The organism is Arthrobacter sp. SX1312 (assembly GCF_002929295.1).
Taxonomy (GTDB): domain Bacteria; phylum Actinomycetota; class Actinomycetes; order Actinomycetales; family Micrococcaceae; genus Arthrobacter_D.
The window spans coordinates 512,736-538,218 of record NZ_PJIM01000001.1; the positions used below are offsets into that span (position 1 = coordinate 512,736).

A 25,483-nucleotide genomic window follows, 5' to 3' on the forward strand; every position below is an offset into this window, starting at 1 on the left:
CATGACCCAGCAGTTCTACGTCTCGCCCGAACAGCTGATGAAGGACCGCGCCGACTTCGCGCGCAAGGGCATCGGGCGGGGCCGGTCGGTGGTGGTGATGAGCTGCCGGGACGGCATCGCCCTCGTCGCCCAGAACCCGTCGCCCTCCCTGCACAAGCTCGGCGAGATCTACGACCGCATCGCCTTCGCGGCGGTCGGCAAGTACAACGAGTTCGAGAGTCTCCGCCAGGCCGGGGTCCGCTACGCCGACGTCCGCGGGTACTCCTACGCGCGCGAGGACGTCACGGCGCGCGGGCTCGCCAGCGTGTACGCGCAGAGCCTCGGTGCCGTGTTCACCGCCGAGAGCAAGCCCTTCGAGGTGGAGCTCGTGGTCGCCGAGGTGGGGCGCGTCCAGGACGCCGACCATCTCTACCGCCTCACCTTCGACGGCTCGATCGCCGACGAGGCCGGGTTCGTGGTCATGGGCGGCGCGGCCGACGCCGTCGTCGGCGCCCTCCGCGGCACCTGGTCCGCGGACGTGGGCCTGACCGACGGCGTGCGGGCCGCCGCCCGCGCCCTCGCGACTCCCGCGGGGGCCGACAGCGACCGACCAGGCACTCCCGCCCTCGATCCCTCCGTCCTCGAGGTCGCCTTCCTCGAACGCGACCCGGACACCCTGCGGGGAAGCCACCGCGCGTTCCGCCGGATCGGCGGACCCGAACTCGAGACCATGCTCCAGGGCGGACAGGACAGCTGATGGACCGGCGCATCTTCGGGGTCGAGACCGAGTTCGGCATCTCCTACTCGGGGCCCAACTCCCGCCCGCTGTCCCCCGAGGAGGTGGCCCGCTACCTCTTCCGGAAGGTCGTCAGCTGGGGCAGGTCCTCGAACGTCTTCCTGACCAACGGGTCCCGGCTGTACCTGGACGTCGGGTCCCACCCCGAGTACGCGACGGCGGAGTGCGACGACCTCGCGCAGCTCGTCGCCCACGACCGCGCCGGCGAGCTGATCCTGGAGGATCTCGTCTCCGAGGCGCAGCGGAAGCTGTCCCATGAGGGCTACGACGGGCGGATCTACCTCTTCAAGAACAACACCGACTCCGCCGGCAACTCCTACGGCAGCCACGAGAACTACCTCATCCCGCGCAAGCTCGAGTTCGCCCGGCTCGCCGACATCCTCATCCCGTTCCTCGTGACACGCCAGCTGCTCGTCGGGGCCGGCAAGGTCCTGAAGACCCAGACCGGGTCCATCTACGCCTTCTCGCAGCGCGCGGACCACCTGTGGGAGGGCATCTCCTCCGCCACGACCCGCTCGCGGCCCATCATCAACACCCGGGACGAGCCGCACGCCGACGCCGAGCACTACCGTCGGCTGCACGTCATCGCCGGCGACTCCAACATGTCCGAGACCACCACGCTGCTCAAGGTGGGCTCCGTGGACCTGCTGCTGCGGATGGTCGAGGCGGGGGAGCTGATGCGCGACTACCGGCTGGAGAACCCGATCCGCAGCATCCGCGAGATCTCCCACGACCTCACGGGCCGACAGCTCCTCAAACTCGCCAACGGCCGCCATATGACCGCGCTCGAGATGCAGCGCGAGTACCTGGCGAAAGCGACGGCGTTCGTGGAGCAGGACGGCGCGCACAACCAGCACGTGCCCGCCATCCTGGACCTGTGGGAACGCGTCCTGGACGCGGTGGAGACGGGGAACACCGCGCGCATCGACCGGGAGGTCGACTGGGCGATCAAGAAGAAGCTGATCGACCGCTACCTGGCGCGCTCCGGCGACGACCTCGATTCGGCGAAGGCCGCCCAGCTCGACCTCACCTACCACGACATCTCCCGCACGCGCGGCCTGTTCTTCCTCCTCCAGGCCAGGGGGGAGGCCGCCCGCGTCGTCGAGGAGACGGCGGTGAAGGAGGCGGTGGACGTCCCTCCGCAGACCACCCGGGCACGACTCCGCGGAGAATTCGTCCGGCGCGCCAAGGAGGCGAACCGCGACTACACGGTCGACTGGGTGCACCTCAAACTCAACGACAGGGCGCAGCAGACCATCCTCTGCAAGGACCCCTTCGCCTCCGTCGACGAGCGCGTCGAGGCACTCCTGCAGCAGCTGTGACGGCGAGGGCGCTGCCCGCCGGCCTCCGCGGCCGTGCCCATCGTCCCGTCCGCAGGGTCCTGTCAGGGTGCTGGCGGGACATTCACAGGAGCAACCCGGCCCCCGTTGCCGTTAGGCTTGTCAGGGCCCTTTGTTCCACGGGCGGACCGGACACCAACCCGAAAGTAGCTTCGTGCGAAAAGTACTCACAACCTCCCTTGCACTCACGCTGTTCCTGTCAGCCTGTGGCGGGCCCACGACGGACGACCTGACGGGGGACTCGTCAGGGGACGCGTCGGGGACGTCGGCCGGCGCCGCCGAGATCCTCGAGTCGGTCGCCGTGACCGGCGGAACCGACGAAGAGGCACCGACCGTCGAGTTCGACGAACCACTCGACATCACCGGTGTGGCCGTGAAGACCGTCGTGGAGGGAGATGGGGACGCGATCGAGGCCGGCGAGCAGGTGCGCTACCAGCTCGTGTCGCTCAATGCCGAGGACGGCGAGGTCCTCGGTGACACCTACAGCCAGGGCGACCCCCAGGTCCTCCCCGTCGACGACATGCTCAAGGAGCAGGACGCCGAGCTGTACGAGGTCCTGACGGGTTCGAAGGTCGGCGCGCAGGTGGCCTACACCCGTCCCGCTCCCGAGCCCGCGGAGGGCCAGCAGGCGACCCCGGAACAGCTGATCGTCCTGAAGGTCATCTCGGCCGAGCAGCCTCCGCCCGAGCCCGAGGTCCTCTCACCGGAAGACGTCAAGAAGCTCGACGACGACGGCCAGCTGCCCACGTTCACCTTCGATGACAAGGGCGCGCCCACGGTCACCATCCCCGACAACGAGCCCTCGGAGGACCTCGTGGTGAAGGTCCTCAAGGAGGGTACGGGCGAGGAAGTGACCGAGGCCGATACCATCACCGCCAACTACAGCGGATGGCGCTGGGAGGACGGCGAGCAGTTCGACTCCAGCTACGAGCGCGGCGAGGCCGCCGAGTTCCCGCTCACCGGAGTGATCGAGGGCTGGACCAAGGGCCTCGCCGGGCAGAAGGTCGGTTCCCAGGTCCTCCTCGTCATCCCCGGAGCCTGGGGCTACGGCGACCCGGCCCCCGAGGGACGCCCCTCCGGCACCCTCGTGTTCTACGTCGAGATCACCGGCAAGACCGCCGCCGAGTAGCACCACCCACCACCGAACCCGAGGAGTACCCATGTCATTCGGCCACCGCCAATTCGACCGCCAGAAGCCCGAGATCGACTTCCCCTCCCACGACGTCCCCACCGACCTCGTGATCGAGGACATCATCACGGGGACGGGTGACGAGGCGAAGCCCGGCAACACCGTGTCCACCCACTACGTCGGCGTGGCCTTCTCCACGGGCGAGGAATTCGACGCCTCTTGGAACCGGGGCGCCCCGCTCGACTTCAAGGTCGGCGTCGGGCAGGTCATCCAGGGCTGGGACCAGGGACTCCTCGGCATGAAGGTCGGCGGCCGCCGCCGCCTGGAGATCCCCTCCCACCTCGCCTACGGCGCCGGCGGCGCAGGATCGGCGATCGGCCCCAACGAGGCGCTGATCTTCGTCGTGGACCTGCTCGGCGTCCGCTAGCACCACCCGCGCGGCCGCGACCCGGCGGCCGCGCCCCCGCACCACCACACGGAAGGGACGTACGTCGACCACGGTCGGGGTACGTCCCTTCCGCCGCTCCCGTGAAGGTAGGGTTTCACCGTGTCCGCAAAACGTACCGAACGCCTCCTCACCCTCGTGATCATGCTCCTGTCGAGCCGCCGCGGGTTCACGAAGGAGGAATTGTTCGAGGAGATCGACCTGTACCGGGAGGCGACGTCGGTCGCGGCCCGCGAGAAGCTCTTCGACCGCGACAAGGCCGCCCTGCGCGAGCAGGGCATCCCGCTGGAGGCCTTCAGCGAGGACGCCCTGTTCGACAACGACAACACCGTGCAGCGGTACCGGATCAGCGCCGAGGACTACCGGCTCGGCGGCGTGACCTTCCTGCCCGAGGAGTACGCCGTCCTCAACCTCGCCGGCGGCGTCTGGGACCAGGGTTCGCTCGACTCCGCGGCGTCCCGCGCCCTCCGGAAGCTCAGCTCCCGCAGCATCGACGGCGGCATCGAGCTCACCCCGCTCATCCAGCCCCGCATCACCACGGACGCGCCCTACTGGGACACCGTGTGGCAGGCCCTCACCTCCCGCGCCCCCCTCCGGTTCCCGTACCGCGCCGCGAGCACGGGTCGTGAGGAGGTACGCACGGTGCACCCCTGGGGCATGGGCGCGCGCTTCGGCCACTGGTACGTGGTCGGCTTCGACACCACCCGCAAGGCCGAGCGCTTCTTCCGCCTCTCACGCATGACCGGCGAGCCCGTCATCCTGCAGGGGACGTTCGAGGTCCCGCCGTCCTTCGACATGAACCAGACGCTGTCCTCCCTGTCGCGCAGCGAACCCGACCGCACCGCCGTGATCGCGGCGCGGCCCGGCTCCTGCCAGGTGCTGCGCGTCCGCAAGGACACCGAGATCGTGCAGACGGGGGAGGAGTGGGACGTCCTCCGGGTGCCGTATGCGGCATCGAGTCCCATGGCCGCGACCATCGCGGGGCTGGGCACCAATGCCCGGGTCGAGGAGCCCCCGGAACTGGCGGCGGAGGTCCTCCGGCTCCTCGACGGGGCCCACGAGGCGGCCCTCGGGGCGCCCGAACACCTCGAGATCACCGGACATGCCCGCCCGGCGCCCCGCCGCAAGTCCTCCTCCCAGGACCACCTGCTGCGCCTGCTCGACCTCGTCCCGTACCTCCTGGCGCATCCGGGGGCGGACGTCGGGGACACCGCGCGCAGGTTCGACGTGACCGAGAGCCAACTCACCAAGGACCTCGACCTGCTGTTCGTCAGCGGACCGCGCCACTACCCCGACGGGCTGATGGACGTGAACATCGAGGACGACAGGATCTACCTCACCAACGCGCGCGACCTCGCCGAGCCCGTGAAGCTCAGCATGGACGAGGCATGCTCCCTGATCGTGGGACTGCAGGCCCTCCGGGAGCTCCCCGGCATGAGGAACAACGAGGCGATCGTCAGCGCCCAGACCAAGCTGACCGCCGCGACCGGCGACGCGGCGCGCATCGGGACGGCCGTGGCCACCAAGCTCACGGAGGACGACGTCGACCCTACGCTCGAGGTCCTGCAGGCCGCCCTGCACTCGAACGTGCGCGTGGACGTGGACTACTTCGTGCCGACACGCGACGAGATCACGCACCGCCTCCTCGAACCGGTCCGCATCTTCCTGCACCAGGACACGTGGTACCTCGAGGCCTGGAGCGTGGACTCCGACGGGCTGAGGAACTTCCGGCTGGACCGCATCCAGCGGGCCACCCTGACGGAACAGCCGGCCACCGCGGCCCTGGACGAGGAGTTCCTCGCCCGGGACCGCCGGAGCGTCTCGCCCTACCGCTCCGGCGACGCCGATCTCACCGTCACGCTGCTGCTCGAGCCCCGGGCCCGCTGGATCGCGGCGCAGTACAACGCCGACGCCGTGCAGGAGCTCGGCGAGGACCGACTGGTGGCGCGCCTCAAGATCGCGTCCAGCACCTGGATCCCGGGCCTCGTGGCCGGCCTCGGAGGGTCGGCGGCGGTCATCGCTCCGCCCGAACTGCGCGAGGAGACCCTCCGCTGGCTCGAGGCCGCCCGCGCGCACCAGCCACTGGCCTAGACTGGGGTCATGCTCTGGTGGATGTGGATCGTGCTGTGGGTCGCGCTGGTGGCCGTCAGCGTGATCTTCCTCGTCGTCGTCGGCTTCCGCGTCTTCCGCCGCGGAATGCGAACACTCCGTGAATTCGGGGAAGCCATGGACCGCCTGCAGGTGGACGCGCCCTCCGCCGACGCTGTCGACGACGGAGCCGCAGCGGCCCGCCCGGGAGCGCCGGGCATCCCCGTCCCGGCCGTCTTCACGGCTCCGGCGACGGTCCGCGCGGCCCGGGACCTGGCGAGGACCCGCCGCATCGACGACCGCCGCGCGCGCCGCGTCGCGAAGCGGGCCGAGCGCGAACAACCACAGCTCCTGCAGGACATGCCCCACCTGTGAACTAAACTCGAGGGTGAACCAACGAGAGGAAATGGGCATGAGGCTCGAAGGCTGGCACATCGTCATCATCATCGTTCTTGCGATCGTCCTGTTCGGCGCGCCGAAGCTGCCCGGACTGGCACGGAGCGTGGGACAGTCCCTGCGGATCTTCAAGTCCGAGGTGAAGCAGATGAAGGACGAGAACAACACGGGTGAGACCGGCACGGATCCCGTGGAGGGCCGGGTGGTGAACACTCCCGCGCCGCACACCACCGCGCAGACCTACACGCCCACCTACCAGGCGCCTGCTCCGCATCCCGTCCCGCCGCAGGGTGCTGCGCAGCAGCCCCACACCACGTCCCCGGCCACCGATGCCCGGGTCGCCGGCACCGACGCCCAGGGTTCCGCGGGTCCGTCGCAGCAGAGCGGTAGCTCGCACACCAGCCAGTAGGCAGGATCTCCTTTCGTGTCACCCGCATCGGCGCGCAAGCGCGGCAGGAAGGCCAACCCCGAGGGGCGGATGGCCCTGAAGGAGCACCTGCGCGAGGCCCGTAACCGGCTGTTCAAGTCCGCGGTCGCGGTGATCGTCGCGACCGTGCTGGGCTTCTTCGTCTACGAGCCGGTCCTGCGCGCCCTGGCCGCCCCGATCATCGCGATCAACGAGCAGGAGGGCCGCACGGCGTCGCTGAACTTCGACAGCGCGGCCTCCCCGTTCGACCTCCTCATCCAGGTCTCGGTGTTCCTGGGCCTGGTGCTCTCCAGCCCGGTCTGGCTGTACCAGCTGTGGGCGTTCATCACGCCGGGGCTGAAGACCAAGGAACGCCGGATCGCGCTGGCCTTCATCGCCGTCGCCTTCCCGCTGTTCCTCGCCGGCATCGCCCTGGCGTGGCTGATCCTTCCCAACGCCGTGCGGGTGCTGACCGAGTTCACGCCGGAGGACTTCTCCAACTACATCAGCGTCTCGGTGTACTTCGCGTTCGTGCTGCGGCTGATGCTGGCCTTCGGGATCGCGTTCCTGCTCCCCGTGGTGTTGGTGGGCCTGAACATGGTGGGCCTGATCTCCGGCCGGCAGGTCCTGAAGGCCTGGCGCATCACCGTGTTCCTGGTCTGCCTGTTCGCCGCGATGGCGGCGCCCGGCGGAGACGCGCTGAGCATGTTCTACCTCGCGGTGCCACTGCTGCTGCTGTTCTTCCTCGCGATCGGACTGTGCCTGCTCAACGACAAGCGGCGGGCCCGCCGCACCGCGGCCCGCGAGGCCGCCGTCGACGCCACCGCCGACACCGCCACCCCCCTCGACGCCCTCTAGGCCGAGGCACGCGGGAACGCCCTCCGGCAAGCGAGGTCCCCGGCCGGGCCCGCCGCCGGGCACCGCGTGCCCGGTACCTGCGGAGCGTCTAGGCTGGAATGATGAACACCCCCGCGGAGAGATACGCAGCTGCAAGGGCCCGCACGAACCACTCCCGGACGCAGCTGTTCCATTTCGAACAGACCCTCGACTTCGAGCTCGATCCGTTCCAGCGGGAAGCGTGCACCGCACTCGAGGCCGACAGGGGAGTGCTCGTCGCGGCACCCACCGGGGCCGGCAAGACGGTGGTCGGCGAATTCGCGGTCTTCATGGCACTGCAGCACGGCCTCAAGGCCTTCTACACCACGCCCATCAAGGCGCTCAGCAACCAGAAGTACTCGGAGCTGGCCGCCGTACACGGCAGCGACCGCGTAGGACTGCTCACGGGGGACACGAGCATCAACGGTGATGCCGACGTGATCGTGATGACCACCGAGGTGTTGCGCAACATGCTCTACGCCAATTCGGACGCCCTGGACAACCTCGGGTACGTGGTGATGGACGAGGTGCACTACCTGGCGGATCGCTTCCGCGGCGCCGTGTGGGAGGAAGTGATCATCCACCTGCCCACCGAGGTGAAGCTGGTGTCCCTCAGCGCCACCGTGTCCAACGCGGAGGAATTCGGCGCATGGCTCGACACCGTGCGGGGGGACACCGACGTCGTCGTGTCCGAGCACCGGCCCGTTCCCCTCTGGCAGCACGTCATGGTGGGCCACGACCTGGTGGACCTGTTCGCCGGCGACATCGCCTTCGACGAGGCGGCGCCCGCCGGGGCGGAAGCCGGCGCCCGCGACCAGTACGACGTGAACCCCGAGCTGCTCGAACTGGCCAGCAGCGAGATCCGGATGAACCAGCGCGCGGGGTGGGGTGCCGGCGGCCGGCGCGGCAGGCAGCGCAACGGCCGGGGCGGGCCGCCCCCGACGACGATGGTCCGCCGGGCCACGAGGCCCCAGGTGATCGCGGCCCTGGACCGCTCGGACCTGCTCCCGGCCATCACCTTCATCTTCTCCAGGGCCGGGTGCGAGGCCGCCGTCACCCAGTGCCTGCACGCCGGCCTGTGGCTCACCACGGAGGACGAGCGCGACGAGATCAGCGAGACCGTCGACGCCGCCACGATGGACATCCCCCGGGACGACCTCGAGATCCTCGGGTTCTGGACGTGGCGCGAAGGCCTCATCCGCGGCTTCACCGCCCACCACGCCGGGATGCTGCCGACCTTCAAGGAGATCGTCGAGAAGCTGTTCGCCGCGGGTCTCGCCAAGGCCGTGTTCGCCACCGAGACCCTCGCCCTCGGCGTGAACATGCCCGCCCGCACCGTGGTGCTGGAGAAGCTCGACAAGTTCAACGGTGAAGCCCACGTGAACGTGACGGCGGGGGAGTACACCCAGCTCACGGGCCGGGCCGGGCGGCGTGGCATCGACGTCGAGGGCCATGCCGTCGTCCTGTGGCAGCCCGGTACGGACCCGGGAGCGGTGGCGGGCCTCGCCTCACGGCGCACCTATCCGCTGAACTCGAGCTTCCGCCCCACCTACAACATGAGCATCAACCTCATGGCCCAGTTCGGACAGGAACGGTCCCGGGAGATCCTCGAGACCTCCTTCGCGCAGTTCCAGGCGGACCGCTCCGTGGTGGGGCTCGCGAAGCAGGTGCGCAGCCGTGAGGATTCGCTCAAGGGCTACGAGAAGTCCATGACGTGCCACCTCGGGGACTTCCGCGAGTACGCGAACCTGCGGCGCGAACTGTCCGAGCTCGAATCGAGGGCGTCCCGGGACAGGTCCCGGACGCTGCGCTCCGCGGCCGAGTCCTCCCTCGAATCCCTGCGGCCCGGGGACGTGATCGACGTGCCCGGCGGGCGCAGCCAGGGGTTCGCCGTGGTGCTGGACGGCGACACGTCGAGGGAACCCCGCCCCACGGTCCTCACGCTCGAGACGCAGATCCGCCGCGTCGGCGTGCAGGACCTCGACGGGCCCGTCGAGGTGCTCTCCCGCATCCGCATCCCCAAGCACTTCAGCGCGCGCAGCCCGAAGGACCGGCGCGACCTCACCTCGTCCCTCCGGAATGCGCTGCAGGAGAACCGGCCGCCCCGCCAGGGTGCCGACCGGGTGTCCGCCGGGTACTCGGCGTCGGCAGCCGCGGAGGAACGCGCGATCACGGACCTCCGTCGCCGACTCCGCGCCCATCCCTGCCACGGCTGCAGCGAACGCGAACAGCACGCGCGCTGGGCCGAGCGCTGGGGGAAGCTGCGCCGCGAGACGGACAGGCTCGCCGGCCAGATCCGGGGCCGCACGAACACGATCGCCAAGACCTTCGACCGCGTCTCCGAGGTCCTCGGGCACTACGGCTACCTCGAATACACCGACGACGGCGTCGTCGTCAGCGCCTCCGGCCAGAAGCTCCGGCGGATCTACGGGGAGAAGGACCTCCTGATCGCCCTGTGCATCGAGGAGGGCGCGTTCAGCGACCTCGACGCCGCCGAGCTCGCCGCGGTCATCACCGTGCTCGTGTACCAGGCCAAGCGCGAGGAACGGGGCCTGCGCCCGGTCATGCCGAGCGTGGCGCTGGAAGGGTCCGTCGAGACGATCATCCGCCGGTGGTCGCAGCTCAACGACGTCGAGGAGCAGCACCGGCTCCCCGTCACCGGAGAACCGGAGCTCTCGCTCGTGTGGCCGATGTTCAAGTGGGCGCAGGGCCGGTCCCTCCAGGCCGCCCTGAGCGGGACCGAACTGGCGGCCGGTGACTTCGTGCGCTGGTCCAAGCAGGTCATCGACCTCCTCGACCAGCTCGCGAAGGTGCCCGACCTCCCCGGGAACCTGCAGCAGACCTGCAAGCGCGCGATCGCCCTGGTCCGTCGGGGCGTGGTGGCATACTCGAACATCAGCGAGTGAGTCCCCGCCGTCGGACACGCCCTCCACAGAAAGCCACCCAGCACCTCCATGCCAACTCCTGAGCGCCCCACGCCCGTCCTGTACCGCAACGGGTCCGTCTACAGCCCCGCCGACCCCTTCGCCACCGCCATGCTCGTGGACGGCGGGACGGTGGCGTGGGTCGGAACCGAGCACGCCGCCGCCAACCTCACCGGCCCGGGCGTCCGGACCGTGGACCTCGACGGCGCCCTCATCGCCCCCGGGTTCGTGGACGCACACACGCACACCACCGAGACGGGCATCGCCCTCGGATCGATCGACCTCACGGGGTGCCATTCACTGCAGGAACTGCTCGATGCCGTGTCGGCTGCGGCGTCCTCCGGCGCCTCCACGATCCTCGGGTTCGGCTGGGACGAGTCCCGGTGGCCGGAGAACCGGGTGCCGACCGCCGCGGAGCTCGATCGCGCCGGCGACGGCGCCCTCGTCTACCTCGTGCGCGCCGACATCCATTCGGCCGCCGTCTCGGGCGCGCTGGCGGCGGGCCTCGGCCTCGCGGGCACGGACGGCTGGGACGACGGCTTCGTGGTCCGGGACGCCCACGAAGCCGCCCGCCGGGCCACCCGGAGCCTGTCGGCGGAGCAGCGGCGCACGTACCAGCAGGCGGCCCTGCTCCATGCCGCCTCCCGCGGCTACGTCGCACTCACGGAGATGGCCGCCCCGCACATCGCGCCCCTCGAGGACCTGGAGACACTGCTCTCCATCGACGGCCCGGCACGCGAGCTGCCGTTGCCCGAGGTCATCCCCTACTGGGCGCAGCTGACGTCCTCGCGGCAGGAGGTGCGCGAGCTCATGCTGGGCTTCGGCGGACGCCTCGCGGGTCTCGCCGGGGACCTCAATGTCGACGGGTCGATCGGTTCCCGCACCGCGGCCCTCCGCGACCCCTACGGCGACGCGCCCGGGAGCCGGGGCACCCTCTACCTCAGCGCGGACGACGTCGCCGGTCACCTGCTCGCCGCGACGGCCGAGACGGTCCAGGCCGGCTTCCACGTCATCGGGGACGCCGGGCTCGACGTCGTCCTGCAGGGTCTCGAGCGGACAGCACGGGAACTGGGTGTGGACGAGGTCCGCCGCGCCCGCCACCGCCTGGAGCACGTGGAACTCGCCGACGACGCCGCGATCGCCTCCCTGGTGCACTACGGCGTGGCCGTCAGCGGTCAGCCGGCCTTCGACGCTCTCTGGGGCGCCGAGGACGGCCTGTACGCCCAGCGGTTGGGGGAGCGGCGCACGGGCATGAACCGTTTCGCCTCGCTCCTGTCCGCGGGCGTGCTCGTGGCACTGGGTTCCGACAGCCCGGTCACGCCGCTCGACCCCTGGGCCTCGGTGCGGGCCTGCCTCCGCCACAGCAACGCCTCGGAGACCATCTCGGCGCGTGCCGCGTTCATCGCCCACACGCGCGCGAGCTGGCGGCTCGCCGGACGCAGCCCCCTGATGGGACAGCTCGCGCCGGGGACCCCCGCTTCCTTCGCGGTCTGGAAGGTCGACGAGTTGATGGTGCAGACACCGGACAACCGGGTGCAGTCCTGGAGCACCGACCCCCGGGCGGGCACGCCGCTGCTGCCGGCGCTCGATACCGAGAACGCACCGGAGTGCCTGGAAACCGTTCACGACGGGCACCGCCTGTACATCGCCAGGGGCTTCGCGGACGCCTGACGCCGCGCCCGCCACCTCACATCCGGTGGAGGAACCGAACAGCCCTCTGACCTGCACCGGAACACGTTTCCGCAGGTCAGGGGGTTGTTGACACGTCCTCCACAGCACGTAAGCTCTTGAGAACGGGTTAGAGGAACTCCTGCGGGAGGGAACCTGGCTGGTCTCCGCAAAGCGCAACGCATCGGCCTTCTCTTATGGCGCGCGTTGCCCATCTCACCGGAGCCGGCATTCGAAGGGCAGGTCCACACGCCAGTAGAAAACGATGGCCGTACACTGCGGGCACCGGTACGAAGGTGTGCGGACCTGCCCGAGTGCTCTCCCCGAAGGCCTTGCCGCCCCGGTCGCCTATACTTGCAGACTGGCTCCGCGTCCGGAGCAGTCCTGCGCGATGCGCATCCCGATGGAAAGGCCCCACCTGCGTGCGAGTCGTCACGATCATCCCCACGTACAACGAGATCGAGTCGCTGCCGGTGACCCTGGCCCGCCTGCGCGCCGCCGTGCCGGCCTCGGACGTGCTCATCGTGGATGACAACAGCCCGGACGGCACGGGTGACCTCGCCGACCGGGCGGCCGCCGCCGACGACCAGGTGCACGTGCTGCACCGGACGGGCAAGGAGGGCCTGGGGGCCGCCTACATCGCCGGGTTCCGCTGGGGCCTGGAGCGGGACTACGACGTCCTCGTCGAGATGGATGCCGACGGCTCCCACAGGCCCGAGCAGTTGCAGGGCCTCCTCGACGCGGTGCACCGGGCCGACCTCGTGATCGGCAGCCGCTGGGTCCGCGGCGGCAGCGTCGTCAACTGGCCCCTGCACCGGAAACTCCTCTCGCGCGGTGGAAGCACCTATTCGCGGCTCATGCTGGGCCTGCCGGTGCGCGACATCACCGCCGGCTTCCGCGCGTTCCGGCGCTCCACGCTCGAGGCGCTCGACCTCGCGGCGGTGGACTCGGTGGGCTACGGCTTCCAGGTCGACATGACCTTCAGGGTCGCGCGCCTGGGCCTGACCATCGTCGAGGTACCGATCAGCTTCGTGGAGCGGGAGCTCGGGGACTCCAAGATGAGCGGGAACATCGTCGTCGAGGCGATCGCCAACGTGACCCGGTGGGGCCTCCGGGCACGCTGGGCGAAGCTCAGCGGCCGGGCCTGAGACCGGGACGACAGCACAAGAAAGGCACCCGCCGCGGCGGGTGCCTTTCCCTTCGGAGCGTGTGCGGCCTAGGCGGACCGGCGCTCACCGCGACGCTCGCGGAGGATCGTCAGGCGATCCTGCAGGATCTGCTCGAGTTCCTCGACCGAACGGCGCTCGAGGAGCATGTCCCAGTGGGTACGCACCGGCTTGTCGTTCGAGGTGTCGGGCTTCTCGCCGTCGACGAGGAGGGCTTCCTTGCCGGTCTTCGAGACCCAGGTCGCCGGGATGTCGGCCTCGGAGGAGAACGTGACGAACACCCGTTCGCCGTCCTCGCACCGGTACTCCACGCGCTGTCGGGGAGCGGGCTCGACGCCGGACTCCGTTTCCATCGACTGCGCACCGAGGCGCATGCCGCGCAGGCTGCGATCGCTCATGTTGTTCTCCTAGTCACCCTTGCCCCCGTCGCCGGGGACCATTGCCGCTGTTGTTTCACCGGACGTATCGACCGGTCCGTGCCGCCGGCACAGGCCGGGACCGTCGCCGCCGGAAGGCGACGCGGAAGCTGTCTGCATAACACCGCGCGCCTCGGTGTTGTTCCTGCGGGCGCACGGGTAAACATCTAACTATACAGGGGAGCCGCTCACGTGCGGGTCGCGAGCTCCGGTCCGTCGGACGGCGAGTCGGGTGTGGTGGTGCCCAGGACGTTGCCGATGCCCTTCAGCGCCTCGCCGACCTCGCTCGGGATGATCCAAAGCTTGTTCGCGGAGCCGTCGGCGAGCTTCGGGAGGGTCTGCAGGTACTGGTAGGCGAGGAGCTTCTGCGTCGGATTCCCCTTGTGGATGGCGTCGAACACCTTGTGGATGGCCTGGGCCTCGCCGTCCGCCCGGAGGATCGCCGCCTTCGCGTCGCCTTCGGCCGCGAGGATCGCGGCCTGGCGCTGGCCTTCCGCCGTGAGGATCTGCGACTGCTTGGTGCCCTCCGCGGTGAGGATGGCCGCGCGGCGGTCACGCTCGGCGCGCATCTGCTTCTCCATGGAGTCCTGGATGGAGTGGGGCGGGTCGATGGCCTTGAGTTCCACGCGTCCCACCCGGATCCCCCACCGGCCCGTCGCCTCGTCGAGGACGCCGCGGAGCTGGCCGTTGATCTGGTCGCGCGAGGTCAGGGCCTCTTCGAGGTTCAGGCCGCCGACCACGTTCCGGAGGGTCGTCGTCGTCAGCTGTTCGACGGCCTGGATGTAATTGGCGATCTCGTAGGTGGCCGCGCGGGGGTCGGTGACCTGGAAGTACACCACGGTGTCGATGGACACCACCAGGTTGTCCTCGGTGATCACCGGCTGGGGCGGAAAGGAGACGACCTGCTCGCGGAGGTCGAGCAACGGCAGGAGCCGGTCCACGAACGGGATGAGGATCGTGAGTCCGGGATTCAGCGTCCGCTGGTACTTGCCGAGGCGCTCGACCACTCCCGCGCGCGCCTGCGGGATGATCCGCACGGACTTCACGAGGATGACCAGGACGAAGATGATGAGGACGATCAGTAGGAGGGTGACCCCGATCGTTCCTGCGGAGGCGTTCATGTATCCCCTTTGTTGTGGTGGGTGCGCTCCGCCCGGCCGTCCGGCCGGAGAGCGTGACAGCTAGCGGCGCGCGTTCACGGCTCGGCGACCGGAGGGGCGGGGCGCTCGGATGCGGGCTCGACGACGGCCGTGGCGCCGTCGATCCTCGCGACGGCCAGGCGGGCCCCGACCGGGAGGGAGGCGCCGTCGGCCGACCGCGCCGTCCAGGTGTCCCCGCCGATCTTCACGGTGCCGGAGTGCGCGGTCACGGGCTCGAGGGCGACGGCCGCGGCACCCACGAGGCGGTCGATGTTGTTCAGCTGGTCCTCCGGGCCCCTCTTGAGATGGCGGACCGCCACGGGCCGGACGAGCAGGATCATCAGGAGGGACACGACCGCGAAGACGACGATCTGGAGGACGAGGCCCGCGCCCATGAAGTAGGCCACCAGGGCAGCCATCGCTCCGACGGCGAGCATGATGAAGAGCAGGTCGAGGGTGAGGGTCTCCACCACGGCCAGTCCCAGGAACAGGACCAGCCAGAAGATCCAGCCGTTGGCGATCATCCAGTCCATCGAGCAATCCCTCCCCTTGGCGCACCTGATCGGAGCGCTGTTCCCATCATGGCAAACGGGTCCGCCATAACCTAGGGATCGGTGGCCCCGATCGCGGAGTTGTTACCCATCCGTGCCGTCGGCGGGAAGGGTACCGCACCCCTCGACGCCCCCGGCCCGTCCGGCGAGGGCGAGGACCTGCACGGTGAAGCGCGCAGCCACCTCCACCGGGGCGCGCTGCCCGTCGGGCGTCGTCGTGCCCGCCGCGCCCGGGTGGTGCGCGGCGGGGCCCATCACGAGCGCCGAGCGGGCGAGGTCCCGCGGCAGGGTCATGGTGTAGTCGAGGTCCTCGCGTCGCGTCTCCACGAGGGCGCCGTGGAAGGCCGCCCGCACGTCGTCGGCCTTCTGGGCCGGCACGGACAGGAGCGGCCCCACCTCCTCGAGGCCGGCGAGGTGACCCGGCCGCGGGGTGACGACCACGAGGCGGCCGCCGGGTGCCAGTACCCGCACGAACTCTCCGACGTTCCGCGGCGCGAAGACGTTGAGGAGCACGTCCACCGACGAGTCGGCCAGGGGGAGCGGTCGCCAGACGTCCCACACGATGCTGACGCCGCCCGGAAGGCGCCTCGCCGCGCGGCGGAGGGCGATCTTCGAGATGTCGAGCGCGACGGGGAACAGACCGGGCACCGCCGCGGCGAGGCCCTCCAGGTAGTAGCCCGTCCCCGCCCCGGCGTCGAGCGCCACCGCCGGCGCCCCTGCGCCCTGCACGGCGGCCGCGACCACCGATTCGCGCAGCGGCGCATAGTGGCCCGAGCCCAGGAACGCCTCCCGGGCCTCGACCATCTCGGCCGTGTCACCCTCGAACGGGGAGCCCTTGCCGGTCAGCAGGTTGACGTAGCCCTGGCGTGCCGCATCGAAGCGGTGTCCGTGCTCGCAGGCCAGGGTGCGGCCGACGTCCTGCAGCGCGCGCGTGCAGACCGGGCAGGTCAGGAGGTGCGGGGGGAGTGCGGGCATCGTCCCATCCTAGGCAGGGGACCGCGGCTTACCCGTTGACTCAGGCCACTGTTTCGGGTCTGATCGGGAGGGTGAAACCTGACCAGATAGAACTCCTGACCACCACCGGCGCCCCGACCCTCCACCCGGACGGCACACGGCTCGTCGTCGCCGCGACCCGCCCGGACCTCCGCGCCGACTCCTACGTCGGCCAGCTGTGGGAGATCCCGCTCGACGGCGGCCCCCGCCGTCGTCTGACCCGCGGTTTCCGCGACACCGAACCGCGCTACTCGCCCGACGGCGAGCTCCTCCTGTTCCTCCGGGCGGTACCGGAGGGCAAGACCCAGCTGTTCGCCGTCCGTGCCTCGGGCGGGGAGCCCGTTCAGGTGACGGACCAGCCCCTCGGGGTGGGCCGGTTCGACATCTCCCCCGACTCGCGGACGGTGGTCTTCGCCGCGCGGGTGCCCGAGCACGGGCGTTACGGGACGGTCGACGGCGTCGGTGCCGGGCTGGAGGATCCGCGCCTGGTCACGCAGTACAAGTACCGGATGAACGGCCTCGGCTACGTCACGGACAAGCGCTCGCAGCTGTTCTCGGTGGCGATACCCCATCCGGATGCGGAACCCTTCGTCGCGGCGGTGGGCCGCCTGAAGGAGCAGCACAAGGAAGGCCCGGGCGCCCTCGAGGACGAGGGCGCCGTCCCGAAGGCGACCCGGCTCACCACGGCCGACGCCGACCACGTGGAGCCCGTCTTCTCCGCGGACGGCCGCAGGATCTTCTTCACCGCTGCACTCCAGCCGGACGCGGACTTGACGCTCGTGACCGACGTCCACTCGATCGACCTCGACGGCGGGGATTCCCGGCAGCTCACGAACCAGGGAGGGGACACGCGCCTAGGCTGCGGCGCACCGCGTCCGAGCGCCGACGGGACCTCGCTGTTCTTCCTGGCCACGGACCTGTCGCCGTCGGGCCTCGACTTCGTCGCCCGCAACACGGCCCTCTACGTCCTGCCGCTGGGGGACCCGCAGGACGTCCGGCGGCTGAGCGATCCGGAGACGATCGACTTCGGGGACGTCCAGGAGATCATGCCGGACGGCCCCGACTCCGTGCTCGTGTTCAACCGCTCCCGTGGGATGGGGGAACTCCTGCGCGTCTCCGCCGGCGGGGTGTCGGACACCCTCGTCACGGGGCCCACCGTCGTCGACGGGGCCGCATCGACCGGCAGCACCGTCGTCGTCTCCTACACCGACCCGGGGACGTCCGGGGACGTCGCCGTCGTCGAGGGCGGCTCCCTGCGCACCGTGTCCGACTTCTCGGCCGCCCTGCGCGCCGACACGCGCGTCGGCGAGCTGCAGGAACGCACCTACACCGGGCCCGACGGCACCCCTGTGCACGGGTGGGTCGTCCTGCCCGAGGGCGAGGGACCGCACCCGGTGCTCCTCGTCATCCACGGCGGACCGTTCGCCCAGTACGGCTGGGGGTACTTCGACGAGGCCCAGGTGTACGCGGCAGCCGGCTACGCCGTCCTGCTGTGCAACCCGCGCGGTGCGTCCGGCTACGGCCAGGCCCACGCACGCGTGATCAAGGAGGCCATGGGTACCGTGGACCTCGACGACGTCCTCGCCTACGTCGACGGCGCGCTCGCCGACTTCGAAGCCCTGGACAGGGAGCGGCTCGGCGTCATGGGCGGCTCCTACGGGGGCTACCTGACGGCATGGACCATTGCCAACGACCACCGCTTCCGGGCGGCCATCGTGGAGCGGGGCTACCTCGATCCGCCGTCCTTCGTCGGCTCGTCCGACATCGGCTGGTTCTTCTCCGAGGAGTACACCGGCACCGATCCGGCGCACGTCGCGGGGCAGAACCCGTTCGCGAAGATCGCCGACGTGCGGACGCCGGCGTTCGTGATCCACTCCGAGGAGGACCTGCGGTGCCCGATCGAGCAGGCCCAGCGGTACTACACGGCCCTGAAGAAGCAGGGCGTGGAGACGGAGCTGCTCGTGTTCCCGGGGGAGACGCACGAGCTGTCCCGGTCGGGGTCGCCGTGGCACCGTAGGCAGCGCTTCGAGCACATCCTCCGCTGGTGGGCGAAGTACCTGCCCACGACGGCGAACCCTCCGGTCGTCGCTGACCGGTAGGAGTGCGGGCCGGCGGGGTCAGAAGCCGAGTCCCCGCCGCGCCTCGTCGACCGTCGGCTGGGCCCACCGATGGTGCTCCTGGTTGGCGGTGAGCGAGCGCAGGATCGCCCGGTCGAGGTAGAGCATCCCGTCGAGGTGATCCGTCTCGTGCTGGACGATCCGCGCCGGCCAGCCCTGGAACCCCGTGGTGACGGTGCGGCCGTCCGGCTGCGTGTAGGTGGCCTCGATGCGGTGGTGTCGCTCGACGACCGCCTGGTAGCCGGGCACGGAGAGGCAGCCTTCGTAGAACGCATCACGCTTGTCCTCGACGGCCGCGTAGCGCGGGTTGATGAGGACGGTGAAGGGCAGGGGAGCGCGGGTCCGCGCCGCGGCGACCACCGGATCGGCGGTCCCCTGGTCCTCGAGGACGGCGATCCGCAGGGGGATGCCGATCTGCGGTGCGGCGAGGCCCACGCCCGGTGCAGCGTGCATGACACGGCGCATGGTGGCGATCAGCCGGACGAGGGTGCCGTCGTCGAGTTCTCCCTCGTAGTCCTGCGCGGGACGGCGCAGGACCGGGTGGCCGGCGGCGACGATCGGCGGGAGGTCCGCGGCGAGGACGGACTCGACGTGGGCTGCGATCGCCTCCCGCGGCAGCGGGGCGACGACAGGGGTCCGTGGAGCATCGGCGGTCATCCCTCCAGCAAAGCACAGACGCGGACACGAACGGGCGCCCGGCCCATTGCCCGGGGACGGCGGGAGGACCGAGAATCGGAGATGCCGCGCCGAGCCCGACGCCGCGGTGCCCGGCGGGATACCGGAACGGGCTCTCACACGGTCATTGGAGGCCCCATGAGCACCATCACCACCGACGTCGACCCGACAGCGGCGCATGCGGCGGACAGCCACGACCTCATCCGGGTCCGGGGTGCACGGGAGAACAACCTGAAGGACGTCACGATCGAGATCCCGAAACGCCGGCTCTCCGTCTTCACCGGCGTCTCGGGGTCGGGCAAGAGCTCCCTGGTCTTCGAAACCATCGCGGCCGAGTCGCAGCGGATGATCAACGAGACGTACAGCGCGTTCGTGCAGGGCTTCATGCCCTCGCTCGCCCGGCCCGACGTCGACGTGCTCGACGGCCTGACCACGGCGATCATCGTGGACCAGGAGCGCATGGGAGCGAATCCCCGGTCCACCGTGGGCACCGCCACGGACGTCAACGCCATGCTGCGCATCGTGTTCTCCAGGCTGGGACAGCCGCAGATCGGCTCGCCGCAGGCCTTCTCCTTCAACGTCGCCTCCATCAGTGGGGCCGGCGCCGTCACGATGGAACGCGGCGGCACCACCGTGAAGGAGCGTCGCAGCTTCACCGTCACCGGGGGGATGTGCCCGCGCTGCGAGGGGATGGGATCCGTGACGGACGTGGACCTCACCCAGCTCTACGACGACACCAGATCCCTTGCCGGGGGAGCGCTGACCATCCCCGGGTACAGCATGGAGGGCTGGTACGGGAGGATCTACGGCGGCTGCGGATTCTTCGACGCGGACAAGCCCATCCGCGAGTTCACGGAGCACGAGCTGAAGGACCTGCTCTACAAGGAACCGACCAAGATCAAGGTCGACGGCATCAACATCACCTACGAGGGTCTGGTCCCGAAGATCCAGAAGTCGATGCTGTCGAAGGACCGCGAGTCGATGCAGCCGCACATCCGCGCGTTCGTGGACCGCGCCATCACCTTCACCCGGTGCCCCGCATGCCACGGCACCCGGCTGAGCGAGGCCGCTCGTTCCTCGAAGATCGGCGGCATCAGCATCGCCGATGCGTGCGCCCTGCAGATCAGCGACCTCGCCGCCTGGGTGCGGGGGCTCGACGAGCCGTCGGTCGCGCCGCTGCTGTCGGCGCTGGGGGAGACCCTCGACTCCTTCGTCGAGATCGGGCTCGGCTACCTCAGCCTCGACCGTCCGTCCGGCACGCTCTCCGGGGGCGAGTCCCAGCGGACCAAGATGATCCGCCACCTCGGGTCCTCGCTCACGGATGTCACGTACGTGTTCGACGAGCCGACGATCGGCCTGCATCCGCACGACATCCAGCGCATGAACGACCTGCTGCTGCGCCTGCGGGACAAGGGCAACACGGTGCTGGTGGTCGAGCACAAGCCCGAGATGATCGCGATCGCCGATCACGTCGTCGATCTCGGCCCGGGTGCCGGCACGGCCGGAGGGAGCGTCTGCTTCGAGGGGTCCGTGGAGGGCCTGCGCCGCAGCGGCACGCTCACGGGCCGCCACCTCGACGACCGCGCCGCCCTGAAAGCGTCGGTGAGGCCGCGGCACGGCGCACTGGAGATCCGGGGGGCGTCGGCGCACAACGTGCGCGACGTCGACGTCGACATCCCGCTGGGCGTCCTCTGCGTCGTCACGGGCGTGGCCGGATCCGGCAAGAGCTCGCTCATCCACGGGTCGGTCTCCGGGCGGGACGGCGTGGTCGCGGTGGACCAGGGGGCCATCAAGGGCTCGCGCCGCAGCAACCCGGCCACCTACACCGGGATGCTCGAGCCCATCCGCAAGGCGTTCGCGAAGGCCAACGGCGTGAAGCCGGCCCTGTTCAGTGCCAACTCCGCGGGCGCGTGTCCCACCTGCAACGGCGCAGGGGTCATCTTCACGGACCTGGCCATGATGGCGGGCGTCGCGACGACCTGCGAGGTGTGCGACGGCAAGCGGTTCATGGCCGAGGTGCTGGACTACACCTTGGGCGGCAAGGACATCAGCGAGGTCCTCGCGATGCCCGTCTCGGACGCCGCGGCGTTCTTCGGGACCGGCGAGTCGAAGGTGCCCGCCGCCGCGGCGGTACTCAACAGGCTGTCCGACGTCGGGCTGGGGTACCTGAGCCTCGGGCAGCCGCTGACGACGCTGTCCGGCGGCGAGCGCCAGCGCCTGAAGCTGGCCACCCACATGGGGGAGAAGGGCGGCATCCTGGTCCTGGACGAGCCCACCGCTGGGCTCCACCTGGCCGACGTCGAGAACCTGCTGGGCCTGCTGGACCGCCTGGTGGACGCCGGGAAGTCGGTCATCGTCATCGAGCATCATCAGGCCGTCATGGCGCATGCGGACTGGATCATCGACATGGGCCCGGGGGCCGGCCACGACGGCGGCGCCATCATCTTCCAGGGCACGCCGGCCGACCTCGTCACCGCACGCTCGACCCTCACCGGGCGCCACCTGGCGGAGTACGTCAAGGACTAGCGTCGCGCTCGCGGGCCGCGGAGACGGCGTCGAGGATCCCCTGGGCGGTCTGCGCTGCGTCCTGTTCGGTGCCGAGCAGCGAGCCGTGCGTCGCCCCCTCGATGACGCGGTGCAGGGAGTCGCCCGACAGCGCGGCGAGGGCGTCCTGCGACGCGGCCCACCCCGGCCTGGTTCCACGGCCCGCCGACAGCACGACCAGGGGCTTGCCGTCGAAGGTCCGCAGCTCCGCGGCCTGGTCCACCGAGGACCCGGCGAGGAGGTACTCGTCGACCGTGCTCCGCAGGTGGTCGGCCGACTCCACACCGAGGAGGCGGCCGACTCCGAGCCGACCACCGGCGGCGACGAGCGCGGAGATCCGCTGCGTCGTGTCACCGGGGTCCGCCGCTCGCGCCGGGTCGGGAGGCGGATCCGATGCCGGCGCGGTCGAATCGACCAACACCAGACCGGCCACCTCCTCGGGGTAGCGGGCGGCGAAGGTGAGGGCATACAGACCGCCGAAGGAATGGCCTGCCAGCACGTAGGGGCCGGGCTCGTCCCCGAGCTGCAGCAGCGTGTGCAGGTCGGCGGCGACCCGCGCGCCGTCCTGCGGGACGTCCGACGGGTCGCTCCGCCCTCGCCCCGCGCGGTCGTAGACACAGACCCGGGTCTCACGGGCCACGGCGGGGGAGACCAGGGCCAGGTCCGACGACGCCAGGCCCGCGCCCGGTTCGATCACCACGGTGGGCCCGCCGGACCCGGTGCAGTGCAGGTACAGGCGGTGCCCGCCGACGTCGATCAGCCGGCCCTGCTCCGGGATGCTTCCGGCACGGACGGCGCCCCGCACGGTCTCGTACCCGCCGGTCAGTGACGCGAGGACCAGCAGCGCGATCACGGGGTAGAGCAGCATGCGGGCGCCCCTGCTCCGGAGCTGCCGGTGGATCCTCGACGCCGTCCAGATCATCAGCACCAGGAGGGCGGGAGGCCAGATCCAGGCGAGCGCTTCCCGCATCGGGGCACCGAACACGATCAGGAGCAGACCGCCCAGGCCCATGAACACCGCGGGAACCCCGGCCCACCCCTGCGGCTGGTCGGAGAATCCCACCGACAGCACCGCCACCAGGGCCCACCCGAAGGCGAACCCGAGGAGCAGGGCCCCCGTCACGCCGCTTTCCGTCGCCGGGATGAAGGGAGCGGCCGCCAGCACCAGGGCAAGGAGGAGCCCCGCCCCCGACGCGCCGGCCACCAGCCACCCGAGGCGCGCCTTCCGGAGGGGATCGGGGCGGTGCGAGGCAGTCAGGGCATCTCGGTCCATCGCCCGAGTGTACGTACGGTCCCCTCGACGTGCATCCTCCCGAAGACGTCCTCTCCGAGGCGTCCGCGGCTCCCGCGCGTCCTACCGGGCGAGGGCCTGCAGATCGGCGCGGCTGATGCCGAGGCGGTCGATGGCGCGGGCGGTGGTCCCGTAGTCGAGCCGTGCGGCCGCCGCGATGATGTCGACGGCGCGCAGGGGCGCTCGCCGTGCCCGGGCACTCCTGCGCGCGTCCTGGAACACGGCCTGGGCGGCAGAGGTGCTGTGCAGGGCACCCCGCGGTTCCTCGTCGATGGGAGTGCTGGTTCCGGCGACGCCGAGGGATCCCAGGGCATCCGCATGCACGGCGATCACGGCGGCGCGGAACCGCGGCCCGTCGAGCGGGAGGGGGGCGAGCTCGGAGCGGTCGAGGTCTCCGCGATCCAGCGCGGCGATGACCAGGTGTTCGGCGCCCATCACCGGGTCTCCCAGGTCGTGCGCGATGCGTTCTGCGGCGGTGAAGAGCGACTTCATGAAGGAGACGTCGGAGACTGCGGTTCTGATGCCCATGATGATCCTGTTCAGTCGTAGGAGGGTCGGCGATGGCCGGGGGAGAGCCTCTTGTGTGCAGCCTGTGCGCTGAGGTTCAGCGCAGCACCGATCTGGGCCCAGGTCCATCCCTGGGCCAGGGCCTCGTCGACCGCGGAGCGCTCGAGGGATGCGGCGAGCCGGCGCAGGGCGACGACAGCAGCGAGAGCGTCCGCCGGTGTTTCGGGAGGAGGCGGCGAGGTGAGGTCCATGACATCAACTTATGTTGATGAGATCGGGGTGTCAACATTTGTTGATGACCGGGGTTCCCGTAGGAGGAAGTCCGCAGCACGGCGGGGGAGTACCCCTGGAGTGGTTGCCGGTCACTCCAGGGCCGATGTGAGCCGCGCGACACCGTCGAGGCTGGTGGACGAGAGCGGTTCCCGTGCCCACTCGTCGCGGGTCAACTCACTCGACACGGACCGGTAGTGCTCCTCGACCTCGCGCATCCGTTGCACGAAGACGCGGCCACGCACCAGGAGCGACACTTCGAGATCGAGGTTGAAGGAACGAATGTCCATGTTGCTGGACCCGATGACCGCGATGTCGTCGTCGATCGACAGGTGCTTCGCGTGCAGGATGTACGGCGCCGGGTAGCGGAAGATCCGCACCCCGGCATCGAGGAGCTCCCCGTAGTAGGAACGCTGGGCGTGGAAGACCGGACCTTGATCACCGATCTCCGAGACGAAGAGCTGGACATCGAGGCCGCGCTGGCAGGCGGACGTGATGGCGTACATCATCGCCTCATCGGGGACGAAGTACGGGCTCGTGATGATCACTCGTCTCGACGCCCCGTACATCAGGGACAGGAACAGGCGCAGGTTGTTCTCGGTCTCGTAGGACGGTCCGCTCGGCACCACCTGGCATTCGATGGCATCCGTGGACCGATCGAAGACGGCACTGCGAACAGGCAGATTCGCAGTCGGCGACGCCGGATCGAGCTGTTCCCCGGTCTCGGTCAGCCAGTCCGAGTGGAACACGGCGTTCAGACCGGCCACCACCGGTCCCTCGAGCCGAGTCACCAGCTCCTGCCACTGCAGACCGCGTCTGATGTTCTTCGGAGCGTTGTAGCTGCGGTCGATCAGGTTCTGCGAGCCCATGAAGCCCACCCGCCCGTCGACCACCACCAGCTTCCGGTGGTTGCGGAGGTCGGGCCGTTGATACTTGCCCTTCAGTGGCATGACCGGCAACATGTAGCTCCATTGCACGCCGATGCGGTCGAGTTCAGCGAAGGTCTCCTTGCTGTGCACTGTCCTCGCGGAGGAGACGTGGTCGGCGAGCAGGCGCACCGTGACGCCACGGCCGACGGCGGCTTCCATCGCTGCGAAAAAACTTCTGGTGGTGTCGTCGAAGGACACGATGAAGAACTCCACGTGCACGAACCGCGCTGCAGTGTCGATCTCCGCGGCCATGGACTCGATGGACTGTCGATAGTCGCCCAGGAGAGTGCCGGTATTGCCGCCGACGACCGGGATGCCGCCCAGCAACTGGTTCTGTCGGGTGACATTGGCGAACCACTCCGGCCAGCTGTCGCGTTGCGGGGTCAGGTCGAGTCCTTCAGCAGCCGCAGCGATCAGAGCGGTGATCCGCTTCTGTTCCGCGCGGCGTCGCTTGGGCAGTTTGGGCGAGCCGATGACGAGGTAGACCACTACGCCGACGACCGGGAGCAACACGATGGCCAGAAGCCATGCCATTGCCGCCGTGGGCTTGCGCCGCTTCGGAATGACGATGAGCGCAACGATACAGACGGCAAGGTGTGTGAGCACCCCGATGATCCACACGAGGTTCGTGCTGAGTACCGGATCCATCAGTCCGCCTCTCCGTGGTCGGTGATGAGGTACCGCCGTCGAGGGATCATCGGTCCACGCTAGGGTGATGCGCCGCCTCTCACATCACCCCCGGGGAATGACGTGGGACGCCGGCTCGGGCGCTACCGTCGACGCATGGTGGTCGGTGATCCACGAGGGAGCACTCATGCGGGCTGCGCTGGGCCGGGTG

At 70.0% G+C, this 25,483-nt stretch carries 22 protein-coding genes; 13 read left to right on the forward strand and 9 right to left on the reverse strand.

Annotated features, from left to right (window positions below; translation table 11 throughout):
* The first annotated feature begins 1 nt into the window (after nt 1).
* From prcA to CXQ92_RS02535, 11 genes are all read left to right on the forward strand, one after another.
* Entirely contained in the window at nt 2-736 is a 735-nt protein-coding gene (gene prcA / locus CXQ92_RS02485) for a proteasome subunit alpha (RefSeq protein ID WP_104164991.1), read from the forward strand.
* Complete coding sequence (gene pafA, locus CXQ92_RS02490; RefSeq protein WP_104164993.1) at nt 736-2,097, forward strand: Pup--protein ligase; 1,362 nt, start codon at nt 736-738, stop codon at nt 2,095-2,097. The genes prcA and pafA overlap by 1 nt, the downstream gene beginning before the upstream one ends.
* A 172-nt stretch (nt 2,098-2,269) precedes the next feature.
* The gene (locus tag CXQ92_RS02495; protein WP_104164995.1) at nt 2,270-3,244 is read left to right on the forward strand and encodes an FKBP-type peptidyl-prolyl cis-trans isomerase; all 975 of its coding nucleotides are present in this window, start codon (nt 2,270-2,272) and stop codon (nt 3,242-3,244) included.
* A 31-nt stretch (nt 3,245-3,275) separates the two neighbouring features.
* A complete protein-coding gene (locus CXQ92_RS02500) occupies nt 3,276-3,671 on the forward strand; it encodes an FKBP-type peptidyl-prolyl cis-trans isomerase (RefSeq protein WP_104164996.1) in 396 nt (131 codons plus the stop codon).
* 120 nt (nt 3,672-3,791) lie between these two features.
* Nucleotides 3,792-5,780 (forward strand): YafY family protein, encoded by a 1,989-nt coding sequence (locus CXQ92_RS02505; protein ID WP_104164998.1) that lies wholly within the window; start codon nt 3,792-3,794, stop codon nt 5,778-5,780.
* A gap of 9 nt (nt 5,781-5,789) precedes the next feature.
* Nucleotides 5,790-6,152 (forward strand): hypothetical protein, encoded by a 363-nt coding sequence (locus tag CXQ92_RS02510; RefSeq protein WP_104165000.1) that lies wholly within the window; start codon nt 5,790-5,792, stop codon nt 6,150-6,152.
* 37 nt (nt 6,153-6,189) lie between these two features.
* Nucleotides 6,190-6,582 (forward strand): Sec-independent protein translocase subunit TatA, encoded by a 393-nt coding sequence (gene tatA, locus CXQ92_RS18580; protein ID WP_258069673.1) that lies wholly within the window; start codon nt 6,190-6,192, stop codon nt 6,580-6,582.
* Nucleotides 6,583-6,651: 69 nt separating this feature from the next.
* Complete coding sequence (gene tatC, locus CXQ92_RS02520; protein WP_104165002.1) at nt 6,652-7,437, forward strand: twin-arginine translocase subunit TatC; 786 nt, start codon at nt 6,652-6,654, stop codon at nt 7,435-7,437.
* Between the two features lie 101 nt (nt 7,438-7,538).
* Complete coding sequence (locus tag CXQ92_RS02525) at nt 7,539-10,361, forward strand: RNA helicase (RefSeq protein WP_104166650.1); 2,823 nt, start codon at nt 7,539-7,541, stop codon at nt 10,359-10,361.
* 48 nt (nt 10,362-10,409) lie between these two features.
* Nucleotides 10,410-12,050, forward strand: a complete 1,641-nt coding sequence (locus CXQ92_RS02530; protein WP_104165004.1) for an amidohydrolase — start codon at nt 10,410-10,412, stop codon at nt 12,048-12,050.
* Nucleotides 12,051-12,469: 419 nt separating this feature from the next.
* A complete protein-coding gene (locus tag CXQ92_RS02535) occupies nt 12,470-13,195 on the forward strand; it encodes a polyprenol monophosphomannose synthase (protein ID WP_104165006.1) in 726 nt (241 codons plus the stop codon).
* Nucleotides 13,196-13,263: 68 nt separating this feature from the next.
* Here the strand turns inward: CXQ92_RS02535 and CXQ92_RS02540 are convergent, their stop codons facing one another.
* From CXQ92_RS02540 to CXQ92_RS02555, 4 genes are all read right to left on the reverse strand, one after another.
* Entirely contained in the window at nt 13,264-13,611 is a 348-nt protein-coding gene (locus tag CXQ92_RS02540; protein ID WP_043445375.1) for an RNA polymerase-binding protein RbpA, read from the reverse strand.
* Between the two features lie 206 nt (nt 13,612-13,817).
* Complete coding sequence (locus CXQ92_RS02545; RefSeq protein ID WP_104165008.1) at nt 13,818-14,750, reverse strand: SPFH domain-containing protein; 933 nt, start codon at nt 14,748-14,750, stop codon at nt 13,818-13,820.
* A 74-nt stretch (nt 14,751-14,824) separates the two neighbouring features.
* Nucleotides 14,825-15,301 carry an NfeD family protein gene (locus CXQ92_RS02550; RefSeq protein WP_104165010.1) on the reverse strand — a complete coding sequence of 159 codons (477 nt, stop codon included), beginning with the start codon at nt 15,299-15,301 and terminating at the stop codon, nt 14,825-14,827.
* A 102-nt stretch (nt 15,302-15,403) separates the two neighbouring features.
* A complete protein-coding gene (locus CXQ92_RS02555; RefSeq protein WP_104165011.1) occupies nt 15,404-16,294 on the reverse strand; it encodes a putative RNA methyltransferase in 891 nt (296 codons plus the stop codon).
* A gap of 71 nt (nt 16,295-16,365) precedes the next feature.
* Between CXQ92_RS02555 and CXQ92_RS02560 the strand changes: the two genes are divergently transcribed.
* Complete coding sequence (locus tag CXQ92_RS02560) at nt 16,366-18,411, forward strand: S9 family peptidase (RefSeq protein WP_104165013.1); 2,046 nt, start codon at nt 16,366-16,368, stop codon at nt 18,409-18,411.
* A gap of 18 nt (nt 18,412-18,429) precedes the next feature.
* Here the strand turns inward: CXQ92_RS02560 and CXQ92_RS02565 are convergent, their stop codons facing one another.
* Complete coding sequence (locus CXQ92_RS02565) at nt 18,430-19,086, reverse strand: peptide deformylase (RefSeq protein ID WP_104165015.1); 657 nt, start codon at nt 19,084-19,086, stop codon at nt 18,430-18,432.
* 156 nt (nt 19,087-19,242) lie between these two features.
* Here CXQ92_RS02565 and CXQ92_RS02570 point away from each other — a divergent pair, with 156 nt between their 5' ends.
* Nucleotides 19,243-21,630: an excinuclease ABC subunit UvrA gene (locus CXQ92_RS02570; RefSeq protein ID WP_104165016.1), complete on the forward strand. Its 2,388-nt coding sequence runs from the start codon at nt 19,243-19,245 to the stop codon at nt 21,628-21,630.
* Here the strand turns inward: CXQ92_RS02570 and CXQ92_RS02575 are convergent.
* From CXQ92_RS02575 to cls, 4 genes are all read right to left on the reverse strand, one after another.
* Nucleotides 21,620-22,921: an alpha/beta fold hydrolase gene (locus CXQ92_RS02575; protein WP_104165018.1), complete on the reverse strand. Its 1,302-nt coding sequence runs from the start codon at nt 22,919-22,921 to the stop codon at nt 21,620-21,622. The two genes, CXQ92_RS02570 and CXQ92_RS02575, sit on opposite strands and share 11 nt — an antisense overlap.
* 81 nt (nt 22,922-23,002) lie before the next feature.
* The gene (locus CXQ92_RS02580) at nt 23,003-23,467 is read right to left on the reverse strand and encodes a Clp protease N-terminal domain-containing protein (protein WP_104165020.1); all 465 of its coding nucleotides are present in this window, start codon (nt 23,465-23,467) and stop codon (nt 23,003-23,005) included.
* An 11-nt stretch (nt 23,468-23,478) separates the two neighbouring features.
* Nucleotides 23,479-23,697: a hypothetical protein gene (locus CXQ92_RS02585; protein ID WP_104165022.1), complete on the reverse strand. Its 219-nt coding sequence runs from the start codon at nt 23,695-23,697 to the stop codon at nt 23,479-23,481.
* A gap of 111 nt (nt 23,698-23,808) precedes the next feature.
* Nucleotides 23,809-25,293 (reverse strand): cardiolipin synthase, encoded by a 1,485-nt coding sequence (cls, locus tag CXQ92_RS02590; protein WP_104165024.1) that lies wholly within the window; start codon nt 25,291-25,293, stop codon nt 23,809-23,811.
* Nucleotides 25,294-25,483 lie beyond the last annotated feature (190 nt).

What these genes read in the sequence shown, in the direction of transcription:
- CXQ92_RS02530 (WP_104165004.1), top strand. Translation starts at nt 10,410, where the DNA reads ATGCCAACTCCTGAGCGCCCCACGCCCGTCCTGTACCGCAACGGGTCC.
- CXQ92_RS02525 (WP_104166650.1), top strand. Translation starts at nt 7,539, where the DNA reads ATGAACACCCCCGCGGAGAGATACGCAGCTGCAAGGGCCCGCACGAAC.
- tatC (WP_104165002.1), top strand. Translation starts at nt 6,652, where the DNA reads ATGGCCCTGAAGGAGCACCTGCGCGAGGCCCGTAACCGGCTGTTCAAG.
- CXQ92_RS02565 (WP_104165015.1), bottom strand. Translation starts at nt 19,086, where the DNA reads ATGACCGCCGATGCTCCACGGACCCCTGTCGTCGCCCCGCTGCCGCGG.
- CXQ92_RS02550 (WP_104165010.1), bottom strand. Translation starts at nt 15,301, where the DNA reads ATGGACTGGATGATCGCCAACGGCTGGATCTTCTGGCTGGTCCTGTTC.
- CXQ92_RS02580 (WP_104165020.1), bottom strand. Translation starts at nt 23,467, where the DNA reads ATGGGCATCAGAACCGCAGTCTCCGACGTCTCCTTCATGAAGTCGCTC.
- pafA (WP_104164993.1), top strand. Translation starts at nt 736, where the DNA reads ATGGACCGGCGCATCTTCGGGGTCGAGACCGAGTTCGGCATCTCCTAC.
- CXQ92_RS02575 (WP_104165018.1), bottom strand. Translation starts at nt 22,921, where the DNA reads ATGGACCGAGATGCCCTGACTGCCTCGCACCGCCCCGATCCCCTCCGG.
- CXQ92_RS02545 (WP_104165008.1), bottom strand. Translation starts at nt 14,750, where the DNA reads ATGAACGCCTCCGCAGGAACGATCGGGGTCACCCTCCTACTGATCGTC.
- CXQ92_RS02585 (WP_104165022.1), bottom strand. Translation starts at nt 23,697, where the DNA reads ATGGACCTCACCTCGCCGCCTCCTCCCGAAACACCGGCGGACGCTCTC.
- CXQ92_RS02540 (WP_043445375.1), bottom strand. Translation starts at nt 13,611, where the DNA reads ATGAGCGATCGCAGCCTGCGCGGCATGCGCCTCGGTGCGCAGTCGATG.
- CXQ92_RS02510 (WP_104165000.1), top strand. Translation starts at nt 5,790, where the DNA reads ATGCTCTGGTGGATGTGGATCGTGCTGTGGGTCGCGCTGGTGGCCGTC.
- prcA (WP_104164991.1), top strand. Translation starts at nt 2, where the DNA reads ATGACCCAGCAGTTCTACGTCTCGCCCGAACAGCTGATGAAGGACCGC.
- CXQ92_RS02555 (WP_104165011.1), bottom strand. Translation starts at nt 16,294, where the DNA reads ATGCCCGCACTCCCCCCGCACCTCCTGACCTGCCCGGTCTGCACGCGC.
- CXQ92_RS02500 (WP_104164996.1), top strand. Translation starts at nt 3,276, where the DNA reads ATGTCATTCGGCCACCGCCAATTCGACCGCCAGAAGCCCGAGATCGAC.
- cls (WP_104165024.1), bottom strand. Translation starts at nt 25,293, where the DNA reads ATGGATCCGGTACTCAGCACGAACCTCGTGTGGATCATCGGGGTGCTC.
- CXQ92_RS02570 (WP_104165016.1), top strand. Translation starts at nt 19,243, where the DNA reads ATGAGCACCATCACCACCGACGTCGACCCGACAGCGGCGCATGCGGCG.
- tatA (WP_258069673.1), top strand. Translation starts at nt 6,190, where the DNA reads ATGAGGCTCGAAGGCTGGCACATCGTCATCATCATCGTTCTTGCGATC.